General features: G+C 60.2%; 22 protein-coding genes. 8 read left to right on the top strand and 14 right to left on the bottom strand.

Going from position 1 to position 23,589, the window contains the following annotated elements; all coding sequences use genetic code 11:
* Window positions 1-62: 62 nt before the first annotated feature.
* The 5 genes from N008_RS18335 to N008_RS18315 form a co-directional block, all read right to left on the bottom strand.
* Entirely contained in the window at window positions 63-1,886 is a 1,824-nt protein-coding gene (locus N008_RS18335) for a peptidoglycan D,D-transpeptidase FtsI family protein (protein ID WP_052381718.1), read from the bottom strand.
* A 125-nt stretch (window positions 1,887-2,011) separates the two neighbouring features.
* Complete coding sequence (locus tag N008_RS18330; protein WP_044017786.1) at window positions 2,012-3,133, bottom strand: hypothetical protein; 1,122 nt, start codon at window positions 3,131-3,133, stop codon at window positions 2,012-2,014.
* Window positions 3,130-3,765 (bottom strand): ATP-binding cassette domain-containing protein, encoded by a 636-nt coding sequence (locus N008_RS18325; protein ID WP_044017785.1) that lies wholly within the window; start codon window positions 3,763-3,765, stop codon window positions 3,130-3,132. The genes N008_RS18330 and N008_RS18325 overlap by 4 nt, the downstream gene beginning before the upstream one ends.
* Window positions 3,766-4,118: 353 nt before the next feature.
* A complete protein-coding gene (locus N008_RS18320) occupies window positions 4,119-4,898 on the bottom strand; it encodes an MBL fold metallo-hydrolase (RefSeq protein WP_044017784.1) in 780 nt (259 codons plus the stop codon).
* A gap of 99 nt (window positions 4,899-4,997) precedes the next feature.
* Complete coding sequence (locus N008_RS18315) at window positions 4,998-5,183, bottom strand: hypothetical protein (RefSeq protein WP_044017783.1); 186 nt, start codon at window positions 5,181-5,183, stop codon at window positions 4,998-5,000.
* A 499-nt stretch (window positions 5,184-5,682) separates the two neighbouring features.
* Between N008_RS18315 and N008_RS18310 the strand changes: the two genes are divergently transcribed.
* Complete coding sequence (locus N008_RS18310; RefSeq protein WP_156109400.1) at window positions 5,683-6,357, top strand: hypothetical protein; 675 nt, start codon at window positions 5,683-5,685, stop codon at window positions 6,355-6,357.
* 209 nt (window positions 6,358-6,566) lie between these two features.
* Here the strand turns inward: N008_RS18310 and N008_RS23330 are convergent, their stop codons facing one another.
* The 9 genes from N008_RS23330 to N008_RS18280 all read right to left on the bottom strand — a co-directional run bounded on the left by N008_RS23330 (window position 6,567) and on the right by N008_RS18280 (window position 16,116).
* Window positions 6,567-6,944, bottom strand: coding sequence for a hypothetical protein (locus N008_RS23330; RefSeq protein WP_156109399.1), 378 nt, complete (start codon window positions 6,942-6,944; stop codon window positions 6,567-6,569).
* On the bottom strand, window positions 6,934-7,527 hold the full coding sequence (locus tag N008_RS23325) for a hypothetical protein (RefSeq protein WP_156109398.1): 594 nt from the start codon (window positions 7,525-7,527) through the stop codon (window positions 6,934-6,936). Before N008_RS23325 ends, N008_RS23330 begins: the two co-directional genes overlap by 11 nt.
* A 32-nt stretch (window positions 7,528-7,559) precedes the next feature.
* Window positions 7,560-11,033, bottom strand: coding sequence for a methylmalonyl-CoA mutase family protein (locus tag N008_RS18305; RefSeq protein WP_044017781.1), 3,474 nt, complete (start codon window positions 11,031-11,033; stop codon window positions 7,560-7,562).
* 92 nt (window positions 11,034-11,125) lie between these two features.
* Entirely contained in the window at window positions 11,126-11,389 is a 264-nt protein-coding gene (locus N008_RS23320) for a hypothetical protein (RefSeq protein WP_156109397.1), read from the bottom strand.
* A 428-nt stretch (window positions 11,390-11,817) separates the two neighbouring features.
* The gene (locus N008_RS18300) at window positions 11,818-12,420 is read right to left on the bottom strand and encodes a Uma2 family endonuclease (RefSeq protein ID WP_197062896.1); all 603 of its coding nucleotides are present in this window, start codon (window positions 12,418-12,420) and stop codon (window positions 11,818-11,820) included.
* Window positions 12,421-12,472: 52 nt separating this feature from the next.
* Window positions 12,473-13,282, bottom strand: a complete 810-nt coding sequence (locus tag N008_RS18295) for a carboxypeptidase-like regulatory domain-containing protein (RefSeq protein ID WP_197062895.1) — start codon at window positions 13,280-13,282, stop codon at window positions 12,473-12,475.
* A gap of 142 nt (window positions 13,283-13,424) precedes the next feature.
* On the bottom strand, window positions 13,425-14,276 hold the full coding sequence (locus tag N008_RS18290) for a hypothetical protein (RefSeq protein ID WP_044017779.1): 852 nt from the start codon (window positions 14,274-14,276) through the stop codon (window positions 13,425-13,427).
* Between the two features lie 130 nt (window positions 14,277-14,406).
* Entirely contained in the window at window positions 14,407-15,639 is a 1,233-nt protein-coding gene (gene fdhA / locus N008_RS18285; RefSeq protein ID WP_044017778.1) for a formaldehyde dehydrogenase, glutathione-independent, read from the bottom strand.
* Between the two features lie 69 nt (window positions 15,640-15,708).
* Window positions 15,709-16,116 (bottom strand): GlcG/HbpS family heme-binding protein, encoded by a 408-nt coding sequence (locus tag N008_RS18280; RefSeq protein ID WP_044017777.1) that lies wholly within the window; start codon window positions 16,114-16,116, stop codon window positions 15,709-15,711.
* Window positions 16,117-16,394: 278 nt separating this feature from the next.
* On the opposite strand from N008_RS18280, the gene lepA reads away from it, so the two are divergent.
* The 7 genes from lepA (at window position 16,395) to N008_RS18245 (ending at window position 23,588) form a co-directional block, all read left to right on the top strand.
* Window positions 16,395-18,182, top strand: a complete 1,788-nt coding sequence (gene lepA, locus N008_RS18275) for a translation elongation factor 4 (protein WP_044017776.1) — start codon at window positions 16,395-16,397, stop codon at window positions 18,180-18,182.
* 112 nt (window positions 18,183-18,294) lie between these two features.
* Window positions 18,295-18,486, top strand: coding sequence for a hypothetical protein (locus N008_RS18270; RefSeq protein WP_044017775.1), 192 nt, complete (start codon window positions 18,295-18,297; stop codon window positions 18,484-18,486).
* A gap of 13 nt (window positions 18,487-18,499) precedes the next feature.
* Window positions 18,500-19,411: a bifunctional 5,10-methylenetetrahydrofolate dehydrogenase/5,10-methenyltetrahydrofolate cyclohydrolase gene (locus N008_RS18265; protein WP_044017773.1), complete on the top strand. Its 912-nt coding sequence runs from the start codon at window positions 18,500-18,502 to the stop codon at window positions 19,409-19,411.
* A 313-nt stretch (window positions 19,412-19,724) separates the two neighbouring features.
* On the top strand, window positions 19,725-20,306 hold the full coding sequence (locus N008_RS18260; RefSeq protein ID WP_081910963.1) for a 7-carboxy-7-deazaguanine synthase QueE: 582 nt from the start codon (window positions 19,725-19,727) through the stop codon (window positions 20,304-20,306).
* A gap of 11 nt (window positions 20,307-20,317) precedes the next feature.
* Window positions 20,318-22,258 (top strand): OmpA family protein, encoded by a 1,941-nt coding sequence (locus tag N008_RS18255; RefSeq protein WP_044017770.1) that lies wholly within the window; start codon window positions 20,318-20,320, stop codon window positions 22,256-22,258.
* A gap of 303 nt (window positions 22,259-22,561) precedes the next feature.
* Complete coding sequence (locus N008_RS18250) at window positions 22,562-22,924, top strand: hypothetical protein (RefSeq protein ID WP_156109396.1); 363 nt, start codon at window positions 22,562-22,564, stop codon at window positions 22,922-22,924.
* Between the two features lie 304 nt (window positions 22,925-23,228).
* Entirely contained in the window at window positions 23,229-23,588 is a 360-nt protein-coding gene (locus N008_RS18245; protein WP_044017768.1) for a hypothetical protein, read from the top strand.
* Window position 23,589 lies beyond the last annotated feature (1 nt).

Genomic DNA, 23,589 nt, shown 5'->3' with positions numbered 1-23,589 from the left:
GGTTTTGAATTCAGGCGAGGTTGAAATAAGGCCATATCAGATCTGAGAGCATATCACATCCACTACTCCCGCCTCGCCCGGCTCATGATGCGCCGTTCCCAGTTCTTGCGCTTGGCCGCAATGGAGCCGCGTAGGTATTTTTCCATCACCATCACGGCACAGGGCGCGGCGGCGGTGGCCCCGAAACCGCCGTTTTCCAGGTACACGGCCACCGCAATTTTGGGGTTATCGGCCGGGGCGAAGCCGACGAAGGCGGCGTGGTCGTCGCCCTCGTCGTTCTCGACGGTTCCGGTCTTGCCCGCTACTGTGATGCCCACGTCGGCGAGGCTGGAGGCGTCGGCGGTGCCGCCGCGCTCCATTACGGCCACCATGCCGGGCACCAGGGCCGCAAAGTGGGCGCTGTCGATGAGGGTGTGGCGCTTCTGGCGGAAGCGGGGCAGCGGGCCGCCCGCGCCCACGCCGCGCACCAGGTGGGGCGGGTAGTACCAGCCCCGGTTGGCCACAATGGCCGCCATGTTGGCCATCTGAAGGCCTGTCAGGTTGATTTCGCCCTGGCCGATGCTGAGCGAGTAGATGGAGCGGTAGGTCCAGCGGCGGCTGCCCCGGGTTTTGTCGTAGTAGGCGGCCGTGGGCAGGAAGCCGGGGGCCTCGCGGGGCAAATCCACGCCCAGCACCGAATCGAGACCGAAGGAGCGCACGTAGCGCCGCCACTGCGTCAGGTTGACGTGGCGGGCCGCTACGGTGTCCTGCACCAGCGAGTCGGGCACATGGTTGATGACGCCCTGCATCACCTGGTAGAAGTAGGGGTTGCAGCTGTACTTGAGGCCCAGCGTGAGGCTGGTGGCCGGTCGGTGGTGGTGCACGCAGCTCACCAGGCTCTGGTCGCAGCGAAAGGCGGTGCCGGGGCTGATGGCGCCCAGCTGCAGAGCCACGGCTGCATTCACCAGCTTGAACACCGAGCCGGGCGGGTTGGCCAGCATGGCGGGTCGGTTCAGCAGGGGCATGTCCTCGTGGGTCAGCAACTCGGCCCGCACCCCAGCCTGGTCGGGGGCCGTGAGGGCGCTGGCTGGGTACACCGGCCCCGAAACATAGGCCAGGATTTCGCCGGTGCGCGGGTCGAGGGCCACGAGGTAGCCCTTGCGGCCGCCCAGCAGCTTCTCGGCGTAGGTCTGAAGCTTCACATCCAGGGTGAGGTGCAGATCCTGGCCCTGCTGGAAGGCCGTGTCGGGGGCCCAACTGCCGTGCTGCCGGCCCTGCTTATCGAGCAGCGGGTGCTGGTAGCCGCGGTGCCCGCGCAGCAGGCCGTTGTAGTAGCTTTCCACCCCGCCGTTGCGCAGGCGGTAGAAGCGGCCCCGCCCGGTGCGGCGGGCCTGGCGGTAAAAGCTCTGGGCCTCGGCGCTGAGGTAGCCCAAGGCATGGGCGGCGGCCGGGGAGGTGTACACCCGGCGGCGCTGCTCCACCAGCTTCAGCTGGGGCCAGGCAGCGCTGTCCTGGCGCACGCGCGCCACTTCGGCGGCGGTCAGGCGCAGCAGGCCGGGGTAGCTGGCGGGGCCGGCGCCCGGGTAGGGCAGGGCGTCTTGGATGCGCCGCCGTACGGTGGTGGAGTCCCAGCCCAGCAGCTCACCCAGGGCCAGGGTATCGAGCGGGTAGCGGCGCGGCAGTTGCAGCAGAAACTGCGGGCGGGTAGCCACCAGCACCGAGTCGTGGCGGTCGAGGATGCGGCCGCGCTCCGGCACCTGGGGCAGCACCACGCGGCGGGCTGTGTAGCGCACGCGCACGTCGGGGGCGGTGGGAGGGTGGTTTGGCTGGTCGGGAGAGGAGCAGGCGGCCAGGCTGGCCAGCAGTGCCAGCAGGCTTATCCGCCAGCTGATAAGGGCAGTGCGCATGCGGTAAAGCTAGCCAATTGTCGGGCTTTGGCGGCGTGGCTTTCGGTGAACGGGGGCTGGGGCCACCCGAACAGGGCCATGGGCCGGAACAGCCCACGCGAAAGCCGTGACCGCCTCAGCAGAGCCTACTCGGCGTAGCGGTGTAAGTACAGCATACCCCAGGCGGCCAGGAAGCTGCCGGCGGCCAGCAGCCCGGTCAGGCCAAACAAATCAAGCAGCAGAAACCCGATAAACACGCCGAATACCATCCGTAAATACGGCTTCATGCGCAGCCCCAGCCCATATAGCACGGCCCGGAACAGCAGCGTAACGCCGAGCATCAGCAGGGTGCCGATAAGCGCCTTGGACGCGGTGGTAACGCAGAAAAAGCACAGCGCCTCAGGCAGCAGCAGGATGCCGTACAAAGCGACCTGCTGGCCATATTGCCGCATTTTGCCGTAGGGAAAGTTGCGGGCAAAGCGCAGGTACGTCAGCTCGAACTCGCTGGCCTGATACACCAGCACCGCGTGACTTAGCGCCACGCACAAGCCCAGCAGCCCGATGAGCCGCTGGTCGGCGTGGGAAGCGGGAAATACGGTGAGAATAAGTGCAATACTGATGAACGAAGCGGCTTTGGTAACGGCGTAGGGAATCCGTTTGCGCAGAAGCACTTCATACAGAAAAACGCTGAATAGCGGCTTAGGCCAGGTACTCAGCCACGTAAACCTGGCCGCCCCGGCGGGAGTGGTGGTCAGGTCGTTGGTCAGGCCTACGTAGCGCGAGGCGCTGTACGCGGTGAGGGCCAGCAGATACCCCGGAATGAGCAGCGGCACCAGCCAATACCCGTAGGCCAAACCCACCACCATGGCATATCCGCCCAGCACCACTAGCGGCAGCGACATAGCAAGCTGCACCACCGCCCACGCCCGCAACTGCCGGGCCCGGCTCAGGGCATTGAGGCTGTAGTACAGAAACGTAGTGTCCGGGGCCTGGAGGCGCGCGCCAACATACTGCCAGGTTTTGACGCTGTAGAGGAACAGCACAGCAGCAAACAGCAAAACGCCCAGCGGCTCACTGACAGTAGATAGGACCAGTTTCAGCGCCGTTTCGAGGAGTTGCGCGGGCGTCAGATGGCTTTGGTTGAGGACGTTGGTGTAGAAGAAGTTGCTAAAGACAAGGATGAACAGCGAGAGCAGCAGGCCGGTGTGCGCCTGGTAAAATCCTTTGGCCAGAAGCCTGGTCAGCACGCGGGTGTGGGCACTGTTCATAGGGCGTGCCGCAGCGTCTGGCGGTCCACCACAATTTCCCGCACATCGGGCAGCAGCTCCCCCTCAAACGCCTGGTGCGACGACAGCACAAACGTGGTGCCTGCCTGCCGGTGCTGGTTGGCAATCCAGGCGTAGAGCACCGGCAGCGACTCCACGTCCAGGGTGGTGAGGGGCTCGTCGAGCAGGATGCAGGCCGGCCGCCCCAGGAAGGCCAGCACCAGCGACAGTTTCTTGAGCATCCCGCTGGAATAGGTGCTGATCCGGTCGGAGAGGTAGGCGCTCATGCCCATGCTTTCCACGTACTGTTCCTCCTGCCGCAGCGGCCCCTTCTTGGCCGACTTGAACAGCTGGATCAGCTCGGTGCCGGTCAGGAAATCGGGAAATACGGGTTCGGCCTCGGCGAAATTCACCGCGCTGCGGTAGTCCGTTGGGTGCTTTTTGATGGATAGCGTGTTGTGTAGGCTGATATCTCCCTCGAAGGAAATAATGCCGGCTATCGTTTTCAGGAAGGTGCTTTTGCCGGAACCGTTGTGGCCGCGTAGCCAGTGAATATCGGAGTCGATGGTGAAAGCAGGAATATCCAGAATAGTGTGGCCATTATAGGCTTTGTGGTAGTTGCGGATAGTGAGCATGAGCAGGCTGGAAAAACGCAGGATGCAGGGTACTACTAAAGTATTGGTTGCGCTTTTTCCGCCAGCAACGCCGCTACTGCTTACTTGTTGTGTCCAACCGGTTGCGTACTGGCGCGCATTTAGGCGCAGCAGTACCTCCTGACCAGCCCTGCCGGAAGACTGCGCCTGCTCCGCTCGAACAACTGCTCCCAACCGCTATTCGAATCCGCTGAAAACCAGAACCGCGCCACCCGGACTTCTCCAGATGGCGCGGTTCCGGGTTTGCCGCTGGCGCGGCAGTGGAGGCGCAGCCTACACGTTATGGTCGGCACGAGTTATGGCTGCACTTAAGCGCGCGCCAGTTCGGAGTTGATTTACTGGGCCGCCGGATACCAGTTGCGCAGCCGGACGTCAATTTTTTTGTTGGCCGTATTTACGGTTTTCTTGAACCCGGCCACGTCGCTCAGGCCGTTTTGGCCCCGGTAGTGATACGGATACACAATGCCGGGCTTGAAGGCTAATACCCCCTGCGCAGCCTGCTGTACATCCATCGTATAGGGCAGGTTCATGCACACAAAAGCCACGTCGATGCTCTTGAGGGCGCGCATTTCGGCAATGTCTTCGGTGTCGCCGGACAGGTACACGTTCTTGCCGCCCAGGTTCAGCACGTAGCCGTTGCCCCGGCCTTTGGTGTGCGGCGCGTCGGCTGCTTCGGGCAGGTTGTACATCGGAATGGCCGAAACACTCATGCCCAGCGTATCGAGCCGCTGCCCATTGCCCAGCACGCGGACCTGGGCTTTGTACTCGGCGGGCAGCTTATCGGCCACGGCCTGGGGCACGATCATCAGGGCCTTGCCCACGGAGAGACCCGCCAGCGTCTTGGGGTCGAGGTGGTCGCCGTGAATGTCGGTGATGAGGATAACATCGGGGGCGGCCAGGCCGGCGTAGGCGGCGGCTCCGCCGTAGGGGTCCACGTAAATGGTCTTGCCGTTCCAGGTAAATACCACGCTGCCGTGGGTGATAGGCTGCACCGTGAGCGGGCCTTTCTTGGTGGCAATCTGGTCGGCGGCCGCCCGCGGCGCGGGGGCGGTTTGGGCCTGCGCCAGCGTAGTAACCGCCGCCAGAGCAGCCGCAAGGATAAGGGTGGATTTCATCGGGTTTGTTGTTGGGTGAAAGGGAACAGGAGAGGGTACGTAAGTGGGGAAGACCAGCGGATTCGAGCCAGACTCATTGCTGGTCAGTACGTCGACGGCTCAGCTTTCGTCGCTGCTGAGGCGGGCCGTAAGCGCATTTTTGATGAACTGCTTTTCGTAGTGCCGGTTGCGTCGGCTCTTTTTGGCCTCGGCCCGCTTGCCCAGCCGCTTATCCACCACAATTTCGCTGAGTTGGTTCAGGTCGGCGAACTGCCGGATATCGTTGGGAGAGTTGCGCCGGGCCATGAAGCAGCAAGGAGAAGTTTCAGGCTGCTAACCCGGGGCCGGGGTGAAAGTTCGGGCGGGCGGGCCTCAGTTTCTTACTACACCGTGTAATCAGATGGTAGGAAGCCATTGCTTGCCTATGGGCAGGTTCAAGAGGAAGACAGGGTGTTGCGCCTTAGGCAGGAGGTGTTTTGCTTTAGTTGGGACGTGTTACGCGTTTGATGGGAGGTGTTTACGGGTAGTCAGGACGTGTTTTGCTTCACTCAGAGGGTGTTGCGCTCTAGTCAGGAGGTGTTTTGTATCGCTCGGGAGGTGTTTTCGATTAGGCAGAGAGTGTTTCGCTTTGGTCGGGAGGTGTTTCGTCTTAGTCAGAGGGTGTTTTGCTTTGCTTAGAAGGTGTTTTCGGAAGGATAGGAGTGGTTTTGGGTGGTTGGTATTGTTGGGTAATTCGGATACATTGGTTTCGGTAAGCAAGGGCTTATCACGCCAGGCAGAGCGGTTCTGCTATGTATATAGTTCTATGGATAAGGCAAGAGAAGACCAGTTAGTGATGTGTGGGCAGGTGGTGGATTTTGTAACGGAAAACAAGGAAGCGCTGGCGGCCAGCGAGGTGGCAGCCGAGCAGGCCGACGAGGTAGCCGAGCACTACGCGCAGGTGGATGGCGCCCGGGCCGGTACCACCAAGCGCACAAAAAATCTGACGGAGGACGCCAAAACAGCCAAAAAGACGCTGCTGGAACTGCTGCCGGCTCTGCTGGGCCCGCTCAGCCGCATTGCCACCCGCCTCCAGGACAATGACCTGTTGGCCTCGGCCACGCTTAGCAGCAAGCAGCTGCGGAAGTTGCGGCCCCTGGCCTTCGCGGCGGTGGCAGAGGCAGTGCTGGCCAGTGCCGCCCGCCCCGACGTGGTGCCGGAGCTAGCCAAACAGGGCCTTACGGCCAAAGCCCTGCAGCCGCTGCGCGACGCGCTGGCCACCTTCAAAACGGCCCAGCCTGCCACGCGCAAAACCATCAACGAGCGGGTGGTGGCCGGGGCCGCGCTGGAAGAGCTGGTGGATGCCCTGATGGACGAGGTGCGCCAGCTGGACGCCGACATGAAAGCCTTTAAACTGCTGGACCGGGAGCTGTATAAAGGCTACACCCAGGCCCGCAAGCTGGTAACGACGGGCGGAAAAGACAAAGCCACGGAGGCGTAGAGGTTGATTGAAATGAAAACCGGCCCACTCGTAAGAGCGGGCCGGTTTTTTTGTGGGTGCTGATATGATTCGATACAAATGCACCGCGCCGCCCGAATTTCTCCAAGCGGCGCGGTTCGTATTTGCCGCATTGCGGCAGTGGAGGCATAACCTCTACCTCAAGGTTGGTCACGAGTTACGGCTACGCCTAAACCCGCGCCAGATAAGGGTTATAAATTAATTAATTCATTCATGATGTCTTTTAAACTGTTGCCATTCGCATCTTCGATAGCATCGAATAAACTTAATACCATTTTATTTATATTTAACGAAGATGGTGAAGGAGCTAGTCCATTATTGCCTGTGGATTTGCTATATATTTTCTCGCCATTGGTGTCAAAAATCTGAAAAGTGTATGAAACTTTAACCGGCATTCCTACACTAGACATTGTGGGCAGAGGCAGAGGATTTCGTTCAACTATAAAAATCCCCTTTAATAATGAAGCTTTATACGATTTTGCCTTACTAGTTTTCTCCCAAGTTATTTTCTCTTCCCTAGTTTTCCGGACGAGTTGATCCAGAATCGTAATCACATTGTCAAGATTCATGCTCAAAAGACTTTAGATGTTCTGTTAAGTTGGAAAAGTAAGTTGCCATTTCGTCTGTATGACGTAAGACAATGCCAAAATCTATACTTTCAAAGTTGTCATTGTTTAAGATACTTACTTCTATGTTCTGTAGATCCTGTTTAAAATTAAAAATCAAATCTTTTAATTCAGGTGCGTCTTCCTCCTGTTCAATAATGATTTTCTGTTTATTAACCCTGTTTAATAAAGTGTTTACACCTGGTTTTACATATGTAAGCTTTTGATGTACTGTCTTAAAATCTTTCATTAGAATATAATTACGCGCTTCTAATAAGTAATTTGACAAATTTGTAATCTCTACTAGTGTCAAAATATTATTGTATTTAGAAACTGAATTTCTAATAGACTCAGCCTCTTCTCTAACGGATTTTATTTGTACAAGTGCGAAAATTATACCGACTACTGATATATATCCACCAATAAAAGTATAAAAATTATATAGAGTTCTATTAATTGTTTGTTCAATGAAAAAGAAATAAGCTATGTGAATGAAAAACCCAATTACGAAACTTAATGTTGACAATGATTTGAGGCTAATTTTCATTGAAAAGTAATCGAGTAGAAAGTGGATAGTATTTACATATTTCGACGATACTGCCCGCCAACCTCGAACAGGGCATTCGTAATCTGCCCGAGTGAGCAGAACTTCACCGTTTCCATCAGTTCGGCGAAGAGGTTACCGTTGGCAATGGCAACTTGCTGAAGCTGCTTGAGGCGCGCTTCGGTCTGGTCGGCGTTGCGGGTGTGCAGGAGGTTGAGCATCTCAATCTGGTACTGCTTTTCCTCGTCGGTGGCGCGGATGACCTCCGCGGGCACCACCGTGGGCGAGCCTTTGGAGGAGAGGAAGGTGTTCACGCCGATGATGGGGTACTCGCCCGTGTGCTTGAGCATCTCGTAGTGCATGCTTTCCTCCTGAATCTTGCCGCGCTGGTACATGGTTTCCATGGCGCCCAGCACGCCGCCGCGCTCCGTGATGCGGTCAAACTCCAGCAATACGGCCTCTTCCACCAGGTCGGTGAGCTCCTCGATGATGAAGGAGCCTTGCAGCGGGTTTTCGTTTTTGGCTAAGCCCAGCTCCCGGTTGATGATGAGCTGGATGGCCATGGCCCGGCGCACCGATTCCTCGGTGGGCGTCGTGATGGCCTCGTCGTAGGCGTTGGTGTGCAGGGAGTTGCAGTTGTCGTAGATGGCGTAGAGGGCCTGCAGGGTGGTGCGGATATCGTTGAAGTCGATTTCCTGGGCGTGCAGGCTGCGGCCGCTGGTCTGGATGTGATACTTGAGCATCTGGCTCCGGGCGTCGGCACCGTACTTCAGCTTCATGGCCTTGGCCCAGATGCGGCGCGCCACGCGGCCAATCACGGCGTACTCGGGGTCGATGCCGTTGGAGAAGAAGAACGAGAGGTTGGGAGCGAAGTCGTTCACGCTCATGCCCCGGCTCACATAGTATTCCACGAAGGTGAAGCCGTTACTGAGGGTGAGGGCCAGCTGGGTGAGCGGGTTGGCGCCGGCCTCAGCAATGTGGTAGCCGGAAATCGACACCGAGTAGAAGTTGCGAACCTTCTCCTTGATGAAGTATTCCTGCACGTCGCCCATCAGGCGCAGGGCAAACTCGGTGCTGAAGATGCAGGTGTTCTGGGCCTGGTCTTCCTTGAGGATGTCGGCCTGCACGGTGCCGCGCACCTGGCTCAGGGTGCGCTTCTTGATGGTTTCGTACACGTCGGCGGGCAGCACCTGGTCGCCGGTGACGCCGAGCAGCATGAGGCCCAGGCCGTCGTTGCCGGCGGGCAGCTCGCCCTGGTAGCGGGGGCGGGTCTGGCCCTGGTAGAGAGCGTCGATTTTCTGGTTTACCTCGTCTTCCAGGCCCTGCTCCTTGATGTACAGCTCGCACTGCTGGTCGATGGCGGCGTTCATGAAGAAGGCGGCCAGCGTGGCGGCGGGGCCGTTGATGGTCATCGACACCGAGGTGCTGGGGTTGGCCAGGTTGAAGCCCGAGTAGAGCTTCTTGGCGTCGTCGAGGCAGGCGATGCTCACGCCGGCGTTGCCGATTTTGCCGTAGATGTCGGGCCGCACGTCGGGGTCTTCGCCGTAGAGCGTCACCGAGTCGAAGGCCGTGCTCAGGCGCTTGGCAGGCAGGCCCATGCTCACGTAGTGGAAGCGGCGGTTGGTGCGCTCGGGGCCGCCTTCGCCGGCAAACATACGCGTCGGGTCTTCGCCCTCGCGCTTAAACGGAAACACGCCGGCGGTGTACGGGAACTCGCCGGGCACGTTTTCCTGCAGCTGCCAGCGCAGCAAGTCGCCCCAGGCGGTGTAGCGCGGCAGGCTGACTTTGGGAATCTGCTGGTTGGAGAGGCTGGTGGTGTGGGTCTGGATGCGGATTTCCTTATCGCGCACCTTGAACACGAACTCCGGGGCCTTGTAGGCGGCTACTTTTGCCGGCCAGGTTTCCAGGAGTTTCCAGTTCTGCCCGTCCAGCCGGAGTTTGACCTCCTCGAAGGTGCTCTCCAGGCCGGCCACGAGTGTTCCGGGCTCGGGTTGGTGGCTGCCGTTCCCGCTGCCAGGTCCGCCAGCGGGGTTTCCTGCGAGACTTTGGACGGCTCCGACGGCTTGTCGGATGCCATAGAGCTGTTGAGCAACGTCAGCTTGTTTTTGAACCCACTGGTCATATTGGCGGTTGGTTTCGGCGATTTCAGAAAGGTAACGCGTGCGGTGCGGCGGGATGATGTAAATCTTCTCGGAGTCCTCCTTGCTGGTGGCCAGCTGCGAGGCGAAGGGCACGCCTGTCTTGGCTTCTACGGTGCTCAGGATGGCGCGGTACAGGCGGTTCATGCCCGGGTCGTTGAACTGCGAGGCGATGGTGCCGAACACCGGCATATCGTCGAGCGGTTTGTCCCAGTGGCCGTGGTTGCGCTGGTACTGCTTGCGCACGTCGCGCAGGGCGTCGAGGGCGCCGCGCTTGTCGAACTTGTTGAGGGCAATGACGTCGGCGAAGTCGAGCATGTCGATCTTCTCCAGCTGGGTGGCAGCGCCGTACTCGGGCGTCATCACATAGAGGCTGGCGTCGGAGTGCTCGATGATTTCGGTGTCAGACTGCCCGATGCCGGAGGTTTCGAGGATGATGAGGTCGAACTCGGCGGCGCGCACCACGTCCACGGCGTCCTGCACGTACTTGCTCAGGGCCAGGTTGCTCTGGCGCGTGGCCAGGCTGCGCATGTACACGCGCGGCGAGTTGATGGAGTTCATCCGGATCCGGTCACCCAGGAGGGCCCCGCCAGTCTTGCGCTTGCTGGGGTCGACGGAGATGATGGCAATGGTCTTCTCGGGGAAGTCCATCAGGAAGCGCCGCACCAGCTCATCCACAAGGGAAGATTTACCAGCGCCGCCGGTGCCGGTGATGCCGAGAATGGGGGTTGGTTTAGTGCCTGGGGCCTGGGGCTTCGTGCTTATGTCGTTCTGGCTGCTGTCCGTCTTCTGGAAGTCAGCAACAAGCTGCTGACGCACCTTCTCGAACTCCTCGGGGAAGTTTTCGGCGGCGGAGATCAGGCGGCCGATGCTGCGGGCGTCTTTCTCCTTGAGGTGCTTTACTTCGCCGTTCAGGTTCTGGCCGGTGGGGAAGTCGCAGCGCTGGAGCAAGTCGTTGATCATGCCCTGCAGGCCCATGGCGCGGCCGGCGTCGGGGGAGTAGATCTGTTCGATGCCGTAGGCGTGCAGGTCCTCGATTTCGGTGGGCAGAATCACGCCGCCACCGCCGCCAAACAGGCGGATGTGGCCCGCACCCCGCTCCTTGAGCAGGTCGTGCATGTACTTGAAGTACTCGTTGTGGCCGCCCTGGTAGCTGGTAATGGCAATGGCCTGGGCATCTTCCTGAATGGCGCAGTCCACGATTTCCTGCACCGAGCGGTTGTGGCCCAAGTGAATCACTTCGGCGCCGCTGCTCTGGATGATGCGGCGCATGATGTTGATAGCAGCGTCGTGCCCGTCGAACAGCGCGGCGGCCGTGACGATGCGGATGTGGTTCTGGGGCTTATAAGGAGCAGCAGGAGCAGCTTGCATAGCGCGGAGATGTTGGGTGGAATTTGGGGTAGCGAAGGTACGCAAAAAGCCCCGGCGCGGTAGCGTCGGGGGCTTCTTGTTGGTTACACATATCAGAACGGCTGAATAAGGACCTTCAGAAAATTGTAGCTCTCAGGGGGGAGATTGATTCCACTGGCTACTGCTTCTGCCTGCTGAAAAAAGCTTTCGGTAATCTTGATATCAAACTCGTAAAGCTGCACTACGATGATGTCAAATCCGACTTCCCACTCGGCATGGTCGAACATATCCTTTGCATTTGCACCATCTCGTGGCGGTAAACCCAAGGCCATAGCGGCGGATAATAGTGCCCAGTATTGTTGCTGTTGCTGTCTCACGAATGCTTGTGTGTATGGGTCAGCCTAAGAAGGGCAGCTAATAATGAGGGGAATGTGTAATACCTCAGCAGAGCAAAACGAATCCTTGCTACGGTAGTGTCGTCCCGCTGGGACTGGCTGCACAAGTGTCATCAGCTGCTACCGGGGTGGCAAGGGCTGGTGACCGGGTGGCAATGCGGTATGAGCGCGTGACATTGCGCCTTGACGGGGTGACAATGCGTGCTGACCTGGTGACAAGGGGGATTGACGGGGTGGCAAGAGCCCCTGACCTGGCGACGTTGAGCAGTGAGGGGGTGACAATGGCCGCTGCCCGCGTGGCAATGCGTGCTGGCCTTGTGGCAAGAGCCACTAAAGGAGCGACAAGGCATAGTGACTTGCGCGCAACAGCCGCTGACCAGTTGACAAGTGGCGTTCCTGTACGGCGTCAATTACCGCAGTTCCGACAGCCGCAGCCGAAGACCCGGCAGCACTGCTTCGCCAGACAACTCGTTGTCGAAGCCCTGCACGGTTTCGGGCTCGGGCTGGTTGGGGCGGTAGAGGTAGGCGGTTTCGGTTTCGGGGTTGAGTAGCCAAGCCAGTTGCACGCCGTTGCGCAGGTATTCCAGCATTTTGGCCTGCAGGGTGCGCAGCGAGTCGGTATCTGATTTCAGCTCCACCACAAATTCGGGGCAGACGGGCGCAAACTTGTCCTGCTGCGCGGGCGTCAGGGCGTTCCACTTGGCGGCCGAAACCCAGGACGCATCCGGCGACAGTACGGAGCCGTCGAGGAGAGTGAAGCCCGTGTTGGAATTGATTACTTCGCCCAACTCTCCATGAGTGGAAAACCAGGCGTAAAGCTGCCCGGTCAGGCGGGCGTTGCGTTTACCGGAGCGGCTGCCGGTGGGCGACATAAGCAGGATTTCATGGTGCGCTGTCCGCTCAATGCGCAGGTCGGCATTCAGCTGGCAGAAGTCGAAGAACTCGTCATCCGACATATTCGCCAGCACCGGGCTACGGAGCGTAATAACGTCTTCGGTGATGGTGGGGCGCATATTCATAGAGCAGTTGTCTTTCCGAAGATACGTAAAATGACCTGCCGGTAGCCTACTCCTCCAGCACCGTAAAATACAGGCTGGGCTGCAGCGGGTGTAGCGTCCAGGCAGCCTCGCTGTTCTCGCGCTCCACCATTACTGGCTGGCGCTGGCGCGTGACCGGGATGGAAAAGTACTTGTCCTCCGGAGCGGTCTTTTCGCTTTGCAGCCACTGGATGGTGGCCACTACCGGCTGGGCGGCCAGTTCCAGGGCATAAGGGCGCAGGTCGATGGTGTGCCAGCCGCGGGCCTTGTTCGCGCAGGTAAGCTGGATGTCTTTGGTGAGCAGCGGCCGGCCCGGCCGGCCGTTTTCCAGGGCATACAGGTTCAGGCGAAAGCGCAGCTGCTCGTAGGTGTTGGCCGACAGGAACACGTGGAATTCCTCCAGGTAGGTGCGGTGCGCGGGCCGCAGGATGGCGCCCAGCTCCCAGCCCCACTCATCGTCTACGGTTTCCTTGCCGCTGGAGCCGCCGGTCCAGGGCAGGTCGCCGGTGGCGGTGCTGCGGCCCAGCTGCGCCGGGTGCATCCGGGCGTGCTCGGCCACGGCGCCGGCCAGCGCCACCGCCAGCGGGGCCACCTGAAACACCCGCTGCCCACGGGCCAAAGCGGCCGGCGCCACGGCGGTGCGTGCAAAGCCCACGCTGGTTACCACCAGCGTATCGGAGAGGTTGGGAGGGAGGCGGAGCAGGTAGCGGCCCTGCTCATCGGCCACGGTGCCGAGGCCGCGGCCCGGAAAGCCCAGCGTGGCGAAGGGTACCGGCTCATTGGTGCGGGCGTTCAGCACCTGGCCTTCCACCACCTGCACCGGAGTAGTCTGTGCCATCGCGAAATAAGGGGCCATGCCCAGCACTGCCGAGCACACTATAGCTAGTAATAACCTAATCATACGAAATGGGCCCGCCGCTGGCAGGCTCCGGTAAGCAATGAAGTAAAAGAAAGTGCCGCTGGTAACGGCCTGCCGCGTTTCAGCCGAAAGGTACGCCGCGGGTCAGCACCAGCCGGCCCACTACCAGCGCCCCGGCCAGCAGCAGCAGCAGCCCCAGCGCCAGCCGAGGCCGGCTGGGCTGCGCAATGGTGCCCTCGAAAAATTCGGTGCTGCTGGCCATACCCATCGGGCCCAGCAGCAGGAGCAGCAGCACGGCGTGGAGCTGCTCGGTGAGGGTTTGGGCGGGGAAGTAGAAGGCGGCCAGCAGGAGGGAGCCCACCACCCACGGCGCCACCACGGTAGCCAGCAGCAGGCGTCGGCGGTTGTGGTGCTGCATCAGCGTGATGGAGTCGTGGCTTTGCAGAAACACCCGCGCCGCCAGAAACCCCAGGCCAATCTGCGCCGCGGCGGCCAGGATGGCTACCACTACGTTCAGGCCGTTGCCGGCCCGGAACAGCCAGCTCGGCACGTACCACGCCCCCGACTGCGTAAGCGTATCAGCGGCCAGCACACCCAGCGAGAGGTTGCAGCCGTGCAGCATCACCCACAGCAGAAACTGCTTGAGCAGGCCCCGCCGCAGCCGCGCCCGTTTCCAGAACCACGCCAGTGCCGCCAGCACCACCCCGCCGCACACCACCGGCCCGATGCCGTACACCGCCAGCACGGCCGACTGCCACCATTCCGCATCGGACAGCTGAAACTGCACCCGGCCCAGCTGCCACACGCCCCGGATACCCAGCCGCGCCGCCATGCCAATGGTGGCCAGCTGGTACAGGCCCTGCATCAGCAGATAGGCCAGCAGGTAAAGAATAGTGGCGTTGGCCGCCGCCAGCGTAGCCTTGCCGGTATCCGACTGGGCGAGGGGTTGATGGGTAGAAGACTGGATATCCATATGGCAGCAGCAAGCACTAAAAGTAGAAACTTGCCGCCAGATGCAGTGCGTTGGAAAGCCCCTAAAACAGAAACAGCCGAACTGCCATCAGGCTGCTCGGCTGTTTCTGGTAGTTAGAAGGAACCCGGCGTTATGCCTTTTCCTTCTCTTTCTTCTTGGCCTTGGGCTTCACGTCCGGAATAAGGTTGTGGGGGTTGATGACGAACTTCTTGGCCACCCCGCTGTCGAACTCGGCGTAGCCTTTCGGAGCGTCGTCGAGGCTGATGACTTCCACGTTTACGGCTTTGGCAATCTGTACCTTGTCGTAGAGAATGGCCTGCATCAACTGGCGGTTGTAGCTGAGCACCGGTGTCTGGCCGGTGTGCAGCGAGTGGCTTTTGGCCCAGCCCAGACCGAAGCGGATGGACAGGCTGCCTTTCTGCGCGGCTTCATCCTTGGAGCCCGGGTCCTCTGTCACGTACAGGCCGGGGATGCCGATGGAACCGCCTGCGCGAGTGATTTCCATGAGCGAGTTGAGCACGGCGGCCGGCACTTCCGTCTTGGAATCGGTGCCGTGGCCGCTGGCCTCAAAGCCCACACAGTCGATGGCGCAGTCGATTTCCGGTACGCCCAGAATCTGGGTGATCTGCTCGGTGAGGGTCGCGTCTAGCGTCAGGTCCACGGTTTCGCAGCCGAAGGAACGGGCATGGGCCAGACGGGCCTTGTTCATGTCGCCCACAATCACCACGGCGGCACCCAGCAGCTGCGCCGAAGCGGCAGCGGCCAGGCCTACGGGGCCGGCGCCGGCCACGTACACCGTCGCGCCCGGGCCCACGCCGGCCTTCACAGCCCCGTGGAAACCAGTCGGGAAAATGTCGCTGAGCATGGTCAGGTCCCGGATTTTCTCCATCGCCTGGTCTTTATCGGGGAAGCGCAGCAGGTTGAAGTCAGCGTAAGGTACCATCACGTACTCGGCCTGGCCGCCAATCCAGCCGCCCATGTCTACGTAGCCGTAGGCACCACCGGCGCGGCCTTCGTTCACGGTCAGGCAGATGCCGGTTTTCATCTCGCGGCAGGTGCGGCAGCGGCCACAGGCCACATTGAACGGCACCGACACTAGGTCGCCCTTCTTAAGGAACTCCACGTCGGCCCCCATTTCAATCACCTCACCCGTGATTTCGTGGCCCAGCACCAGGCCCGACGGGGCCGTGGTCCGGCCGCGCACCATGTGCTGGTCGGAGCCGCAGATGTTGGTGGAAACCACCTTCAGTACCACGCCGTGCGTGATTTTCTTGCCTTTTGGGTTCTTCAGCTCCGGAAATGCAATGTTCTGCACTTCTACTTTGCCGGGGCCGGTATAAACTACACCTCTGTTATCAGCCATCTGAGTAGGAATTTTAGGTGGAGAGATAAAAAAAGCCCGCCCCCAGAGCTGGGAGCGGGCGGGTAGGCGTTAGCGGCCTTCCACGGCCTGTACGCCGGCTTCGGCTACGGTGTGGTCGTTCTCTACCGAGTCGCCTGACACGCCGATGGCGCCGATGACTTTGCCCTCGGCGTTCTTAATCGGAATGCCGCCGGGGAAGGTGATGAGGCCCAGGTTGGAGTGCTCGATGCCGAAGAGCGAGCCGCCGGGCTGGGAGAGGCCCCCGATGGTACCGGTGGGCATATCGAAGTAGCGGGCCGTTTTGGCTTTCTTGATGGAAATGTCCAGCGAGCCGAGCCAGGCGTCGTCCATGCGGGCGAAGGCCGTCAGGTTGGCGCCGGCATCTACCACGGCAATGTTCATCTTCACGCCCATTTCCAGGGACTTTTCGTGAGCGGCCTTCACGGCGGCCTGGGCTTGTTCGAGGGTGATACCCATAATGCTTGGTTGGGAGGGTTAGGTGAAAGAACAGTTCTCGTTACAACGTGGATTTGGCCGCCTTGTTCGGCCCTATCCCCGCGGTTGCGACGATCCATGTGCTTTTTGCGACGATATTGTACCGTTTCGCCAAGTTTGCCACTGCTGTTAGCTGCCGGGCTGGGCGCAATCCAACCGGAACCGGGCCGGGGAGGGCGGCCGGCATGCATAGAGGGTTGGCCATTTTAGCTTTTCCCGGGCCTTTCCCGTATCTTCGCCACTGCAAAAAACCGCCTCTAGTGAAGAACATCCGCAATTTCTGCATCATCGCCCACATCGACCACGGCAAGAGCACCCTGGCCGACCGCCTGCTGGAATTTACCAGCACCGTCTCCAAGCGCGATATGCAAGCGCAGCTGCTCGACAACATGGACCTGGAGCGGGAGCGGGGCATCACCATCAAGAGCCACGCCATCCAGATGCAGTACCCCTACAAAGGGGAAATGTACACGCTCAACCTGATTGACACCCCCGGTCACGTCGATTTCAGCTACGAAGTATCCCGCTCCATTGCCGCCTGCGAAGGCGCTTTGCTGATCGTGGACTCGTCGCAGGGCATCGAGGCTCAGACGATTTCCAACCTATACCTGGCCATCGGCTCCGACCTGACCATCATCCCGGTCCTCAATAAAATCGACCTGCCCCACTCCATGCCGGAGGAGGTGTCCGACGAAATCGTGGACCTCATCGGCTGCGACCGGGACGAAATTATCCCCGCCTCGGGCAAGTCGGGCATTGGCATTGAAGCCATCCTGAACGCCATCTGCGAGCGGGTGCCCGCCCCCAAAGGCGACCCGGACGCGCCGCTGCAGGCCCTGATTTTCGACTCCGTTTTCAACTCTTACCGCGGCATCGAGGTTCTGTTCCGCATCAAGAACGGCACCATGAAAAAGGGCGACAAGCTCCGCTTCATGGCTACCGGCAAGGAATACGGTGCCGACGAAATCGGTATCCTGGGCCTCAACCAGGAGCCACGCCTTGAAATCGGGGCCGGTAACGTGGGCTACCTCATTTCGGGCATCAAGGAAGCCCGCGAAGTGAAAGTCGGCGACACCATCACGCACGTGGCCCGGCCCACTTCCGAAGCCATCCAGGGCTTTGCCGACGTGAAGCCGATGGTATTCGCCGGTATCTACCCCGTGGATACTACCGAGTATGAGGAGCTGCGCTCGTGCATGGAGAAGCTTCAGCTCAACGACGCCTCGTTGGTGTGGGAGCCCGAAACCTCGGTGGCCCTGGGCTTCGGCTTCCGCTGCGGCTTCCTGGGCATGCTGCATATGGAAATCGTGCAGGAGCGTCTGGAGCGTGAGTTCAATATGACGGTGATTACCACCGTGCCTTCGGTGCAGTTTCACGCCACCGGCACCAAAGACCAGCGCCTGACCATCAACGCGCCGAGCGAAATGCCCGAGCCGAACATGATCAAGCTGATTGAGGAACCTTACATCAAGGCCCAGATCATCACGGCTTCCGATTACGTGGGGCCCATCATCACGCTGTGCATGGAGAAGCGCGGCATCATCAAAGGCCAGAGCTACCTGACTTCCGAGCGGGTGGAACTGAGCTTCGAGCTGCCGCTGTCGGAAATCGTGTTCGACTTCTTCGACAAGCTCAAAACCATTTCGCGCGGCTATGCCTCGCTCGACTACGAGCTGATCGGCTTCCGCGAGTCGGACATGGTGAAGCTCGATATTATGCTGAACGGGGAGAAGGTCGATGCGCTGTCGGCCATCGTGCACCGCTCCAAGAGCTACGAGTGGGGCCGCCGCCTCTGCGAAAAGCTCCGTGAGCTGCTCCCTCGCCAGCAGTTCGAAATTGCCATCCAGGCCAGCATCGGGCAGAAAATCATTTCGCGGGAAACTGTGAAGGCCCTGCGCAAAAACGTAATTGCCAAGTGCTACGGCGGCGACATCAGCCGCAAGCGCAAGCTGCTCGAAAAGCAGAAAGAAGGCAAGAAGCGGATGCGTCAGGTCGGTTCCGTAGAAATTCCGCAGGAGGCCTTCCTGGCCGTCCTCAAAATCGACTAACGAAGTGGAACGCGCCCCATCGGGGCGCGTTTTTTTGTGCTCACACCGAAAACGCATTTTCCACCTCATACACTTCTTGACACGGCGTGCTATGATTTACTCATTCTAAGACATGTCCTCAACCCTTCTCAAGAACTGTACGAGCCAGGAACAGCTGGAAAAGATCATCAAAGGCCAGGAGCGCAAGTTCCGGTGGAGAGATGACTGGCCCACGATGGAAGCCGCCCTGCAAGCCGCCGGCACCGCCGCCATTGCCGCCCACGAAAGCAAGAAAACCTCCGACCAACCCCAGGACCCTGCTTAATACCAACTACCTCATGACCACTGCCCCCGACGCCACCACCTACCGCCTCATCGACGGCAAGCAAACCGCCGAGGCCATCAAGGAAGAAATTGCTGCCGAAGTAGCCCAGCGCAAAGCCGCCGGCCAGAAGACGCCGCACCTGGCCGCCATTCTGGTGGGCCACGACGGCGGCTCGGAAACTTACGTGCGCAACAAAGTGCTGGCCTGCGAGCGGGTCGGCTTCGAGAGCACGCTGCTGCGCTACGAAGACACCATCACGGAGGCTGAGCTGCTGGCCAAGGTGCAGGAGCTGAACGAGGACGACAGCATCGACGGATTCATTGTGCAGTTGCCGCTGCCGCGCCACATCGACACCAACAAGGTGATTGAGGCGGTGCGGCCGGAGAAGGACGTGGATGGTTTTCACCCGATGAACATCGGGCGGATGGTGGCCGGCCTGCAGGCGCTGCTGCCCGCCACGCCCTCGGGCATCGTGGAGCTGCTGCGCCGCTACGAGCTGCCGACGGACGGCAAGCACTGCGTGGTAATCGGGCGCAGTAACATTGTGGGCACACCGGTTAGCATACTGCTGGCCAAGAACTTAGAGCCCGGTAACTGCACCGTGACTTTATGCCACTCACGCACCCAGAACCTGGCCGACATCACCCGCACTGCCGACATCCTGGTAGCCGCTTTGGGCCGCCCGGAGTTCGTGACGGCCGATATGGTGAAGCCCGGCGCGGTGGTCATCGACGTGGGCACCACCCGCGTGGAGGACGCCGACAAGAAGTCGGGCTGGGCGCTGAAGGGCGACGTGAACTTCGCCGAGGTGGCGCCGCTCACGTCCTACATCACACCCGTACCGGGTGGCGTGGGGCCGATGACCATTGCCATGCTACTGCTCAACACGCTGAAAGCCGCCAAAGGGGAGGTGTACCCGAAATAGTTGATAGTTGTCCGTTGCTGGTTTGGTTGCAAGAGCACCTCATCAGATACTGACAACGGACAACTACCAACCGACAACTCACTCCCAGCACTCAACTGTAAAATCCAATAAAACCTGCCCCGGGCTTTTGAATTTCGGGGCGTTGTACTACTTTTAAAGTCGGGCCGACGGAGAAGGGGCCGAATCGGTTGAGATTCGGCGTGCCTGCCGGTGGCCCGGCTTTACCTGTTTTCTACCCATTTTGCTGCACGAACTTCCTCTTGTGTCGGCGGCCTCAAGCAACTCTGAGGTTCCGGCCGCTGCGCTGCCCCTCATGGAGCAGTTTTATACCATTCAGGGCGAGGGCTACAACACGGGCCGCGCCGCCTATTTCCTGCGTCTGGGCGGCTGCGACGTGGGCTGCGTCTGGTGCGACGTGAAAGAGTCGTGGGATGCCGACAAGCACCCGCGCGTTGCCATTGCGGATATGGTGGCTGCTGCCACCGCCCACGCTGGCCGCAACGTCGTGATTACCGGTGGCGAGCCGCTCATGTACGAACTGGGGCCGCTGACGCAGGCCCTGCACGCCGCCGGCTGCCAGAACTGGATTGAAACCTCCGGCGCCTACCCGCTCAGCGGCGAGTGGGACTGGATCTGCGTGTCGCCCAAGAAATTCAAGGCCCCGCTACCCGAAACTCTGCGGGAAGCGCACGAGCTTAAGATTATCATTTTCAATAAGTCGGACTTTGCCTGGGCCGAAGAGCACGCCGCGCAGGTAGGCCCCGACTGCCGGCTGTACCTGCAGCCGGAGTGGAGCAAGGCCTCGCAGATGATGCCGCTGATTGTGGACTATGTGAAAGACAATCCGCGGTGGCAGGTGTCGTTGCAGACCCATAAATTCCTCGATATCCCGTAGTATCCCGCTCTATGCGCCTATCCCTGTCTGCTGTGCCGCTGCTGGCCTGTATGCTGCTCCCGCTGGGGGCGGCGGCGCAAGCCACCCTGGCTACCGCCAATACCAAAGCCCGCAGCCTCTGGGACAAGGCGCAGACCCAGGCCAAGGAGCGCAACTTCGCCAAGGCCATCGAAACCCTGACGGTGCTCAACCAGAAGTTTCCGTCGCTGGGCGAGCCCTACGTGCTGCGGGGCTCGCTGCTGAAGGCCATGGGCGAAAATCGTCCAGCCTTCGAGGCCTACCGCGACGGGCTGGCCAAGCTGCCCGCCGACGCCAACCGCGCCAACGACTACTACACGCTGGGCGAGCTGGCCATGAGCTTCGGTGAGTACCAGACGGCCGCCGAAAGCTACCGCCGCCTGCTGAAGTCGGGGCCCAAGGCCCAGCGCTTCGCCCCGCGGGCCCAGCGCCAGCTGCTCAACTGCGAATTCGCAGTTAAGGCCATGGCCAGCCCCGTTGGCGTGCAGCCCGAGCGCCTCGGGGCCCCGCTCAACACGTTCCGGTTTCAGTACTTCCCGGCCCTCACCGCCGACAGCCGGTTTCTGCTCTATACGGGCCGGCCTACTTCCGAAAGCGGCGAGGACCTGTTCGTATCGAAGATGAACAAGGATGGCAGCATCGGCGACCCGGCTTCCATCTCGCCCTTCATCAACACACCCTACAACGAAGGCGCCGGCACGATTTCCGGCGACGGCAAGACGCTGGTGTTTGCCTCCTGCGACCGGCCCAACTCAGTTGGCAACTGCGACCTGTATATCTCGCGCCGCACCGGCAACAACTGGAGCAAGCCGCAGAACCTAGGTCGCACCGTCAACTCGGTGGAGTGGGACTCGCAGCCCACGCTGTCGGCCGATGGGCGCACGCTGTACTTCACCTCCACGCGGCGGGGCGGCCAGGGGCAGGAGGATATCTACGTGACTACCCTCGACGCCAACGGCAACTGGACGCCGGCCCGCAACCTGGGCCGCCCCGTGAATACGCCCGGCAAAGACATGGCCCCCTTCATCCACGCCAGCAGCAGCACGCTCTACTACGTGACGGACGGGCTGGTAGGCATGGGCGGGCTGGACGTGTACCGCTGCGAGCAGCAGAGCTCCACCACCTGGAGTGAGCCCATGAATCTGGGATATCCGCTTAATACACACGAGAATGAGGCCTCTCTGTTCATCTCCTCCGATAACCGTCGGGGCTTCTGTTCCCGCTCCCGCGCTGCTGAGCCGGGCGTGCGCAAAGAGCAGGACCGCCCGGTAGAGCTGTTCAGCTTTGAGGTGCCCCAGCAGGTGCGGGCCCGCGAAACCAGCACCTACACTCAGGGCCGCGTCTTCGATGCCGTCACCAAAAAGCCCATTAAGGCCGACGTGCAGCTCTACGACCTGAACACCGACGAGCTGACCCAGTACGTCACGTCCGACTCCGAAAACGGCGACTACACGGTGGTGCTAAACGAAGGCCGCCAGTACGCCATGTACGCGGCCGCCGACAAATACCTGATGAGCAGCCTCAGCTTCGACTACAGCGACAAGCGCAGCTTCGATCCGCTGGTGCTGGACATCTACCTGGAGCCGGTGCGCTCCGGCCGCAGCATCGTGCTCAACAACCTATTCTTCGACACCCGCGAGTACGCCCTCAAGCCGAAGTCGCGCACCGAGCTGAACCGGCTGGTGGGCTTCATGAAGCAATACCCGGAAGTGCAGGTGGAAATCATCGGCCACACCGACGACGTGGGCTCCGACGACGACAATCTGGTGCTTTCGCAGAACCGCGCCAAGTCGGTGTACAGCTACCTCATCAGCCAGGGAGTGAAGGTGAACCGCCTGCGCTTTAAAGGCTATGGCGAGAGCAAGCCGTTGGTAGCGAACGACACAGAAAGCCACCGCCAGCAAAACCGTCGTATCGAGCTTAAAATCCTGTAGCAGCAGGCCAAAAACAGGAGAGGGGCCGGCCCTAAAACGGCCCGGTAAAAGTCCGACAGCCTAGGCTGTCGGACTTTTTTGTTTGTATTATCTCTTTCTGCTAGGACTTTAAGTGGCTGATAATCAGAAGCAGGAGAGGGGCCTGAAAAAGCTAAAAATTAGAATAGTTATAAAAATAATTTGTATTATTAAATTTTGATTGTACATTTGGTTATCCTGAGGGCCTAGCTCCTCCCCCCTACTGCCGGGCCCCGGGTATCAAAATCAGCATTCACATCTTTCACCTTCCAAACCCCTAGTAGTATGAAACACGTTTTTCTCACTGGTGTGGCAGTGGCCCTGTTCTTCGTAGCACAGGCCAAATCGAATGGCGACGCCGCCCTGGTGGCCCGCGCCACGGCGCTGACCCGCATCCAGGCTGAAAAGGCCCATCTCGATGAAGGACAGTACCTGCGGGTGAAGCAGCTCAACATCCGTATGTTCTCGGAAATGGAGGACCTGAAAACCCGCTTCGCTGCCGACCCGGCCATTATGGACGAGCGGCTGGCCGTAGCCCAGGCCCGCTACGAAATGGCGCTGACCGCCCTGATGCGCCCGGCGCAGCTGGCCGTATTCCAGCAGTCACGCACCACCATGACGGCGCTAAGCACGCCGGCCCCGCGCTAGCCCGCTGGTAGTTTTCCCCACATAGAAAAGCCCGTATATGCGGGCTTTTCTATTGGAAAGAGGCTGTCGGCCATAGAGCCTGTTAGTTGGATCGTTTGGCGGGTAGCCTTGTTGTTTAGGCACAGCGGGCAAGCCGGGATAGTGCTATAAAGGCGTTTTTGTAAATAAATCGTTAAAATATGTGGATATTCATTTAATAAGTTGTATATTCAATAGTGCCTTACCGCAGCCAGCCGCCTTGGGTGCGTGGGGTGGCAGCATCCCTGATTGTTACCGTTCAACCTCCACCAAAATCCCAACCATCATGAAAAACCTCTCCGCATTTCTCCTGCTTGTGCTCCTGATGACTGTTGGCTTAGCAAAAGCTGGCCCTGGTGATCAGCAGAAGCTCACTTCGCGGGCTACCGCGCTTACCCGGCAAATGGCCCGCGTAACGCCCCTCAACGAAGGCCAGTACGTGAAAGTCCGGCAGTTGAACCTGCGCCTACTTGGCGAAGTGCAGGCCCTGCAGACCCGCTTTGCCAACGACGCCGCCACCCTCGACCAGCAGATGGCCGAAGTGCAGGCCCGCTACGAGTGGGACCTCGCCACGATTCTGTGGCCCCGCCAGATGGTGGCCTACACCCAGGCCAAAGCCGACCTCATGGCCTTTGGTAGCCGCTAAA

Origin of the sequence: Hymenobacter sp. APR13 (assembly GCF_000737515.1) — a bacterium.
GTDB lineage: Bacteria > Bacteroidota > Bacteroidia > Cytophagales > Hymenobacteraceae > Hymenobacter.
This window is presented reverse-complemented; position numbering and strand designations above follow the sequence as displayed.

Excerpts from the sequence above, each read along its gene's own strand:
- N008_RS18260 (WP_081910963.1), top strand. The coding sequence starts at position 19,725 with ATGGAGCAGTTTTATACCATTCAGGGCGAGGGCTACAACACGGGCCGC.
- N008_RS18265 (WP_044017773.1), top strand. The coding sequence starts at position 18,500 with ATGACCACTGCCCCCGACGCCACCACCTACCGCCTCATCGACGGCAAG.
- N008_RS18290 (WP_044017779.1), bottom strand. The coding sequence starts at position 14,276 with ATGGATATCCAGTCTTCTACCCATCAACCCCTCGCCCAGTCGGATACC.
- fdhA (WP_044017778.1), bottom strand. The coding sequence starts at position 15,639 with ATGGCTGATAACAGAGGTGTAGTTTATACCGGCCCCGGCAAAGTAGAA.
- N008_RS18310 (WP_156109400.1), top strand. The coding sequence starts at position 5,683 with ATGGATAAGGCAAGAGAAGACCAGTTAGTGATGTGTGGGCAGGTGGTG.
- N008_RS18245 (WP_044017768.1), top strand. The coding sequence starts at position 23,229 with ATGAAAAACCTCTCCGCATTTCTCCTGCTTGTGCTCCTGATGACTGTT.
- N008_RS18295 (WP_197062895.1), bottom strand. The coding sequence starts at position 13,282 with ATGGCACAGACTACTCCGGTGCAGGTGGTGGAAGGCCAGGTGCTGAAC.
- N008_RS18325 (WP_044017785.1), bottom strand. The coding sequence starts at position 3,765 with ATGCTCACTATCCGCAACTACCACAAAGCCTATAATGGCCACACTATT.
- N008_RS18255 (WP_044017770.1), top strand. The coding sequence starts at position 20,318 with ATGCGCCTATCCCTGTCTGCTGTGCCGCTGCTGGCCTGTATGCTGCTC.
- N008_RS18315 (WP_044017783.1), bottom strand. The coding sequence starts at position 5,183 with ATGGCCCGGCGCAACTCTCCCAACGATATCCGGCAGTTCGCCGACCTG.
- N008_RS18250 (WP_156109396.1), top strand. The coding sequence starts at position 22,562 with ATGAAACACGTTTTTCTCACTGGTGTGGCAGTGGCCCTGTTCTTCGTA.
- N008_RS18270 (WP_044017775.1), top strand. The coding sequence starts at position 18,295 with ATGTCCTCAACCCTTCTCAAGAACTGTACGAGCCAGGAACAGCTGGAA.
- N008_RS18320 (WP_044017784.1), bottom strand. The coding sequence starts at position 4,898 with ATGAAATCCACCCTTATCCTTGCGGCTGCTCTGGCGGCGGTTACTACG.
- N008_RS23330 (WP_156109399.1), bottom strand. The coding sequence starts at position 6,944 with ATGAATCTTGACAATGTGATTACGATTCTGGATCAACTCGTCCGGAAA.
- N008_RS18335 (WP_052381718.1), bottom strand. The coding sequence starts at position 1,886 with ATGCGCACTGCCCTTATCAGCTGGCGGATAAGCCTGCTGGCACTGCTG.
- N008_RS18280 (WP_044017777.1), bottom strand. The coding sequence starts at position 16,116 with ATGGGTATCACCCTCGAACAAGCCCAGGCCGCCGTGAAGGCCGCTCAC.
- N008_RS18300 (WP_197062896.1), bottom strand. The coding sequence starts at position 12,420 with ATGCGCCCCACCATCACCGAAGACGTTATTACGCTCCGTAGCCCGGTG.
- N008_RS18330 (WP_044017786.1), bottom strand. The coding sequence starts at position 3,133 with ATGAACAGTGCCCACACCCGCGTGCTGACCAGGCTTCTGGCCAAAGGA.
- N008_RS23325 (WP_156109398.1), bottom strand. The coding sequence starts at position 7,527 with ATGAAAATTAGCCTCAAATCATTGTCAACATTAAGTTTCGTAATTGGG.
- N008_RS18305 (WP_044017781.1), bottom strand. The coding sequence starts at position 11,033 with ATGCAAGCTGCTCCTGCTGCTCCTTATAAGCCCCAGAACCACATCCGC.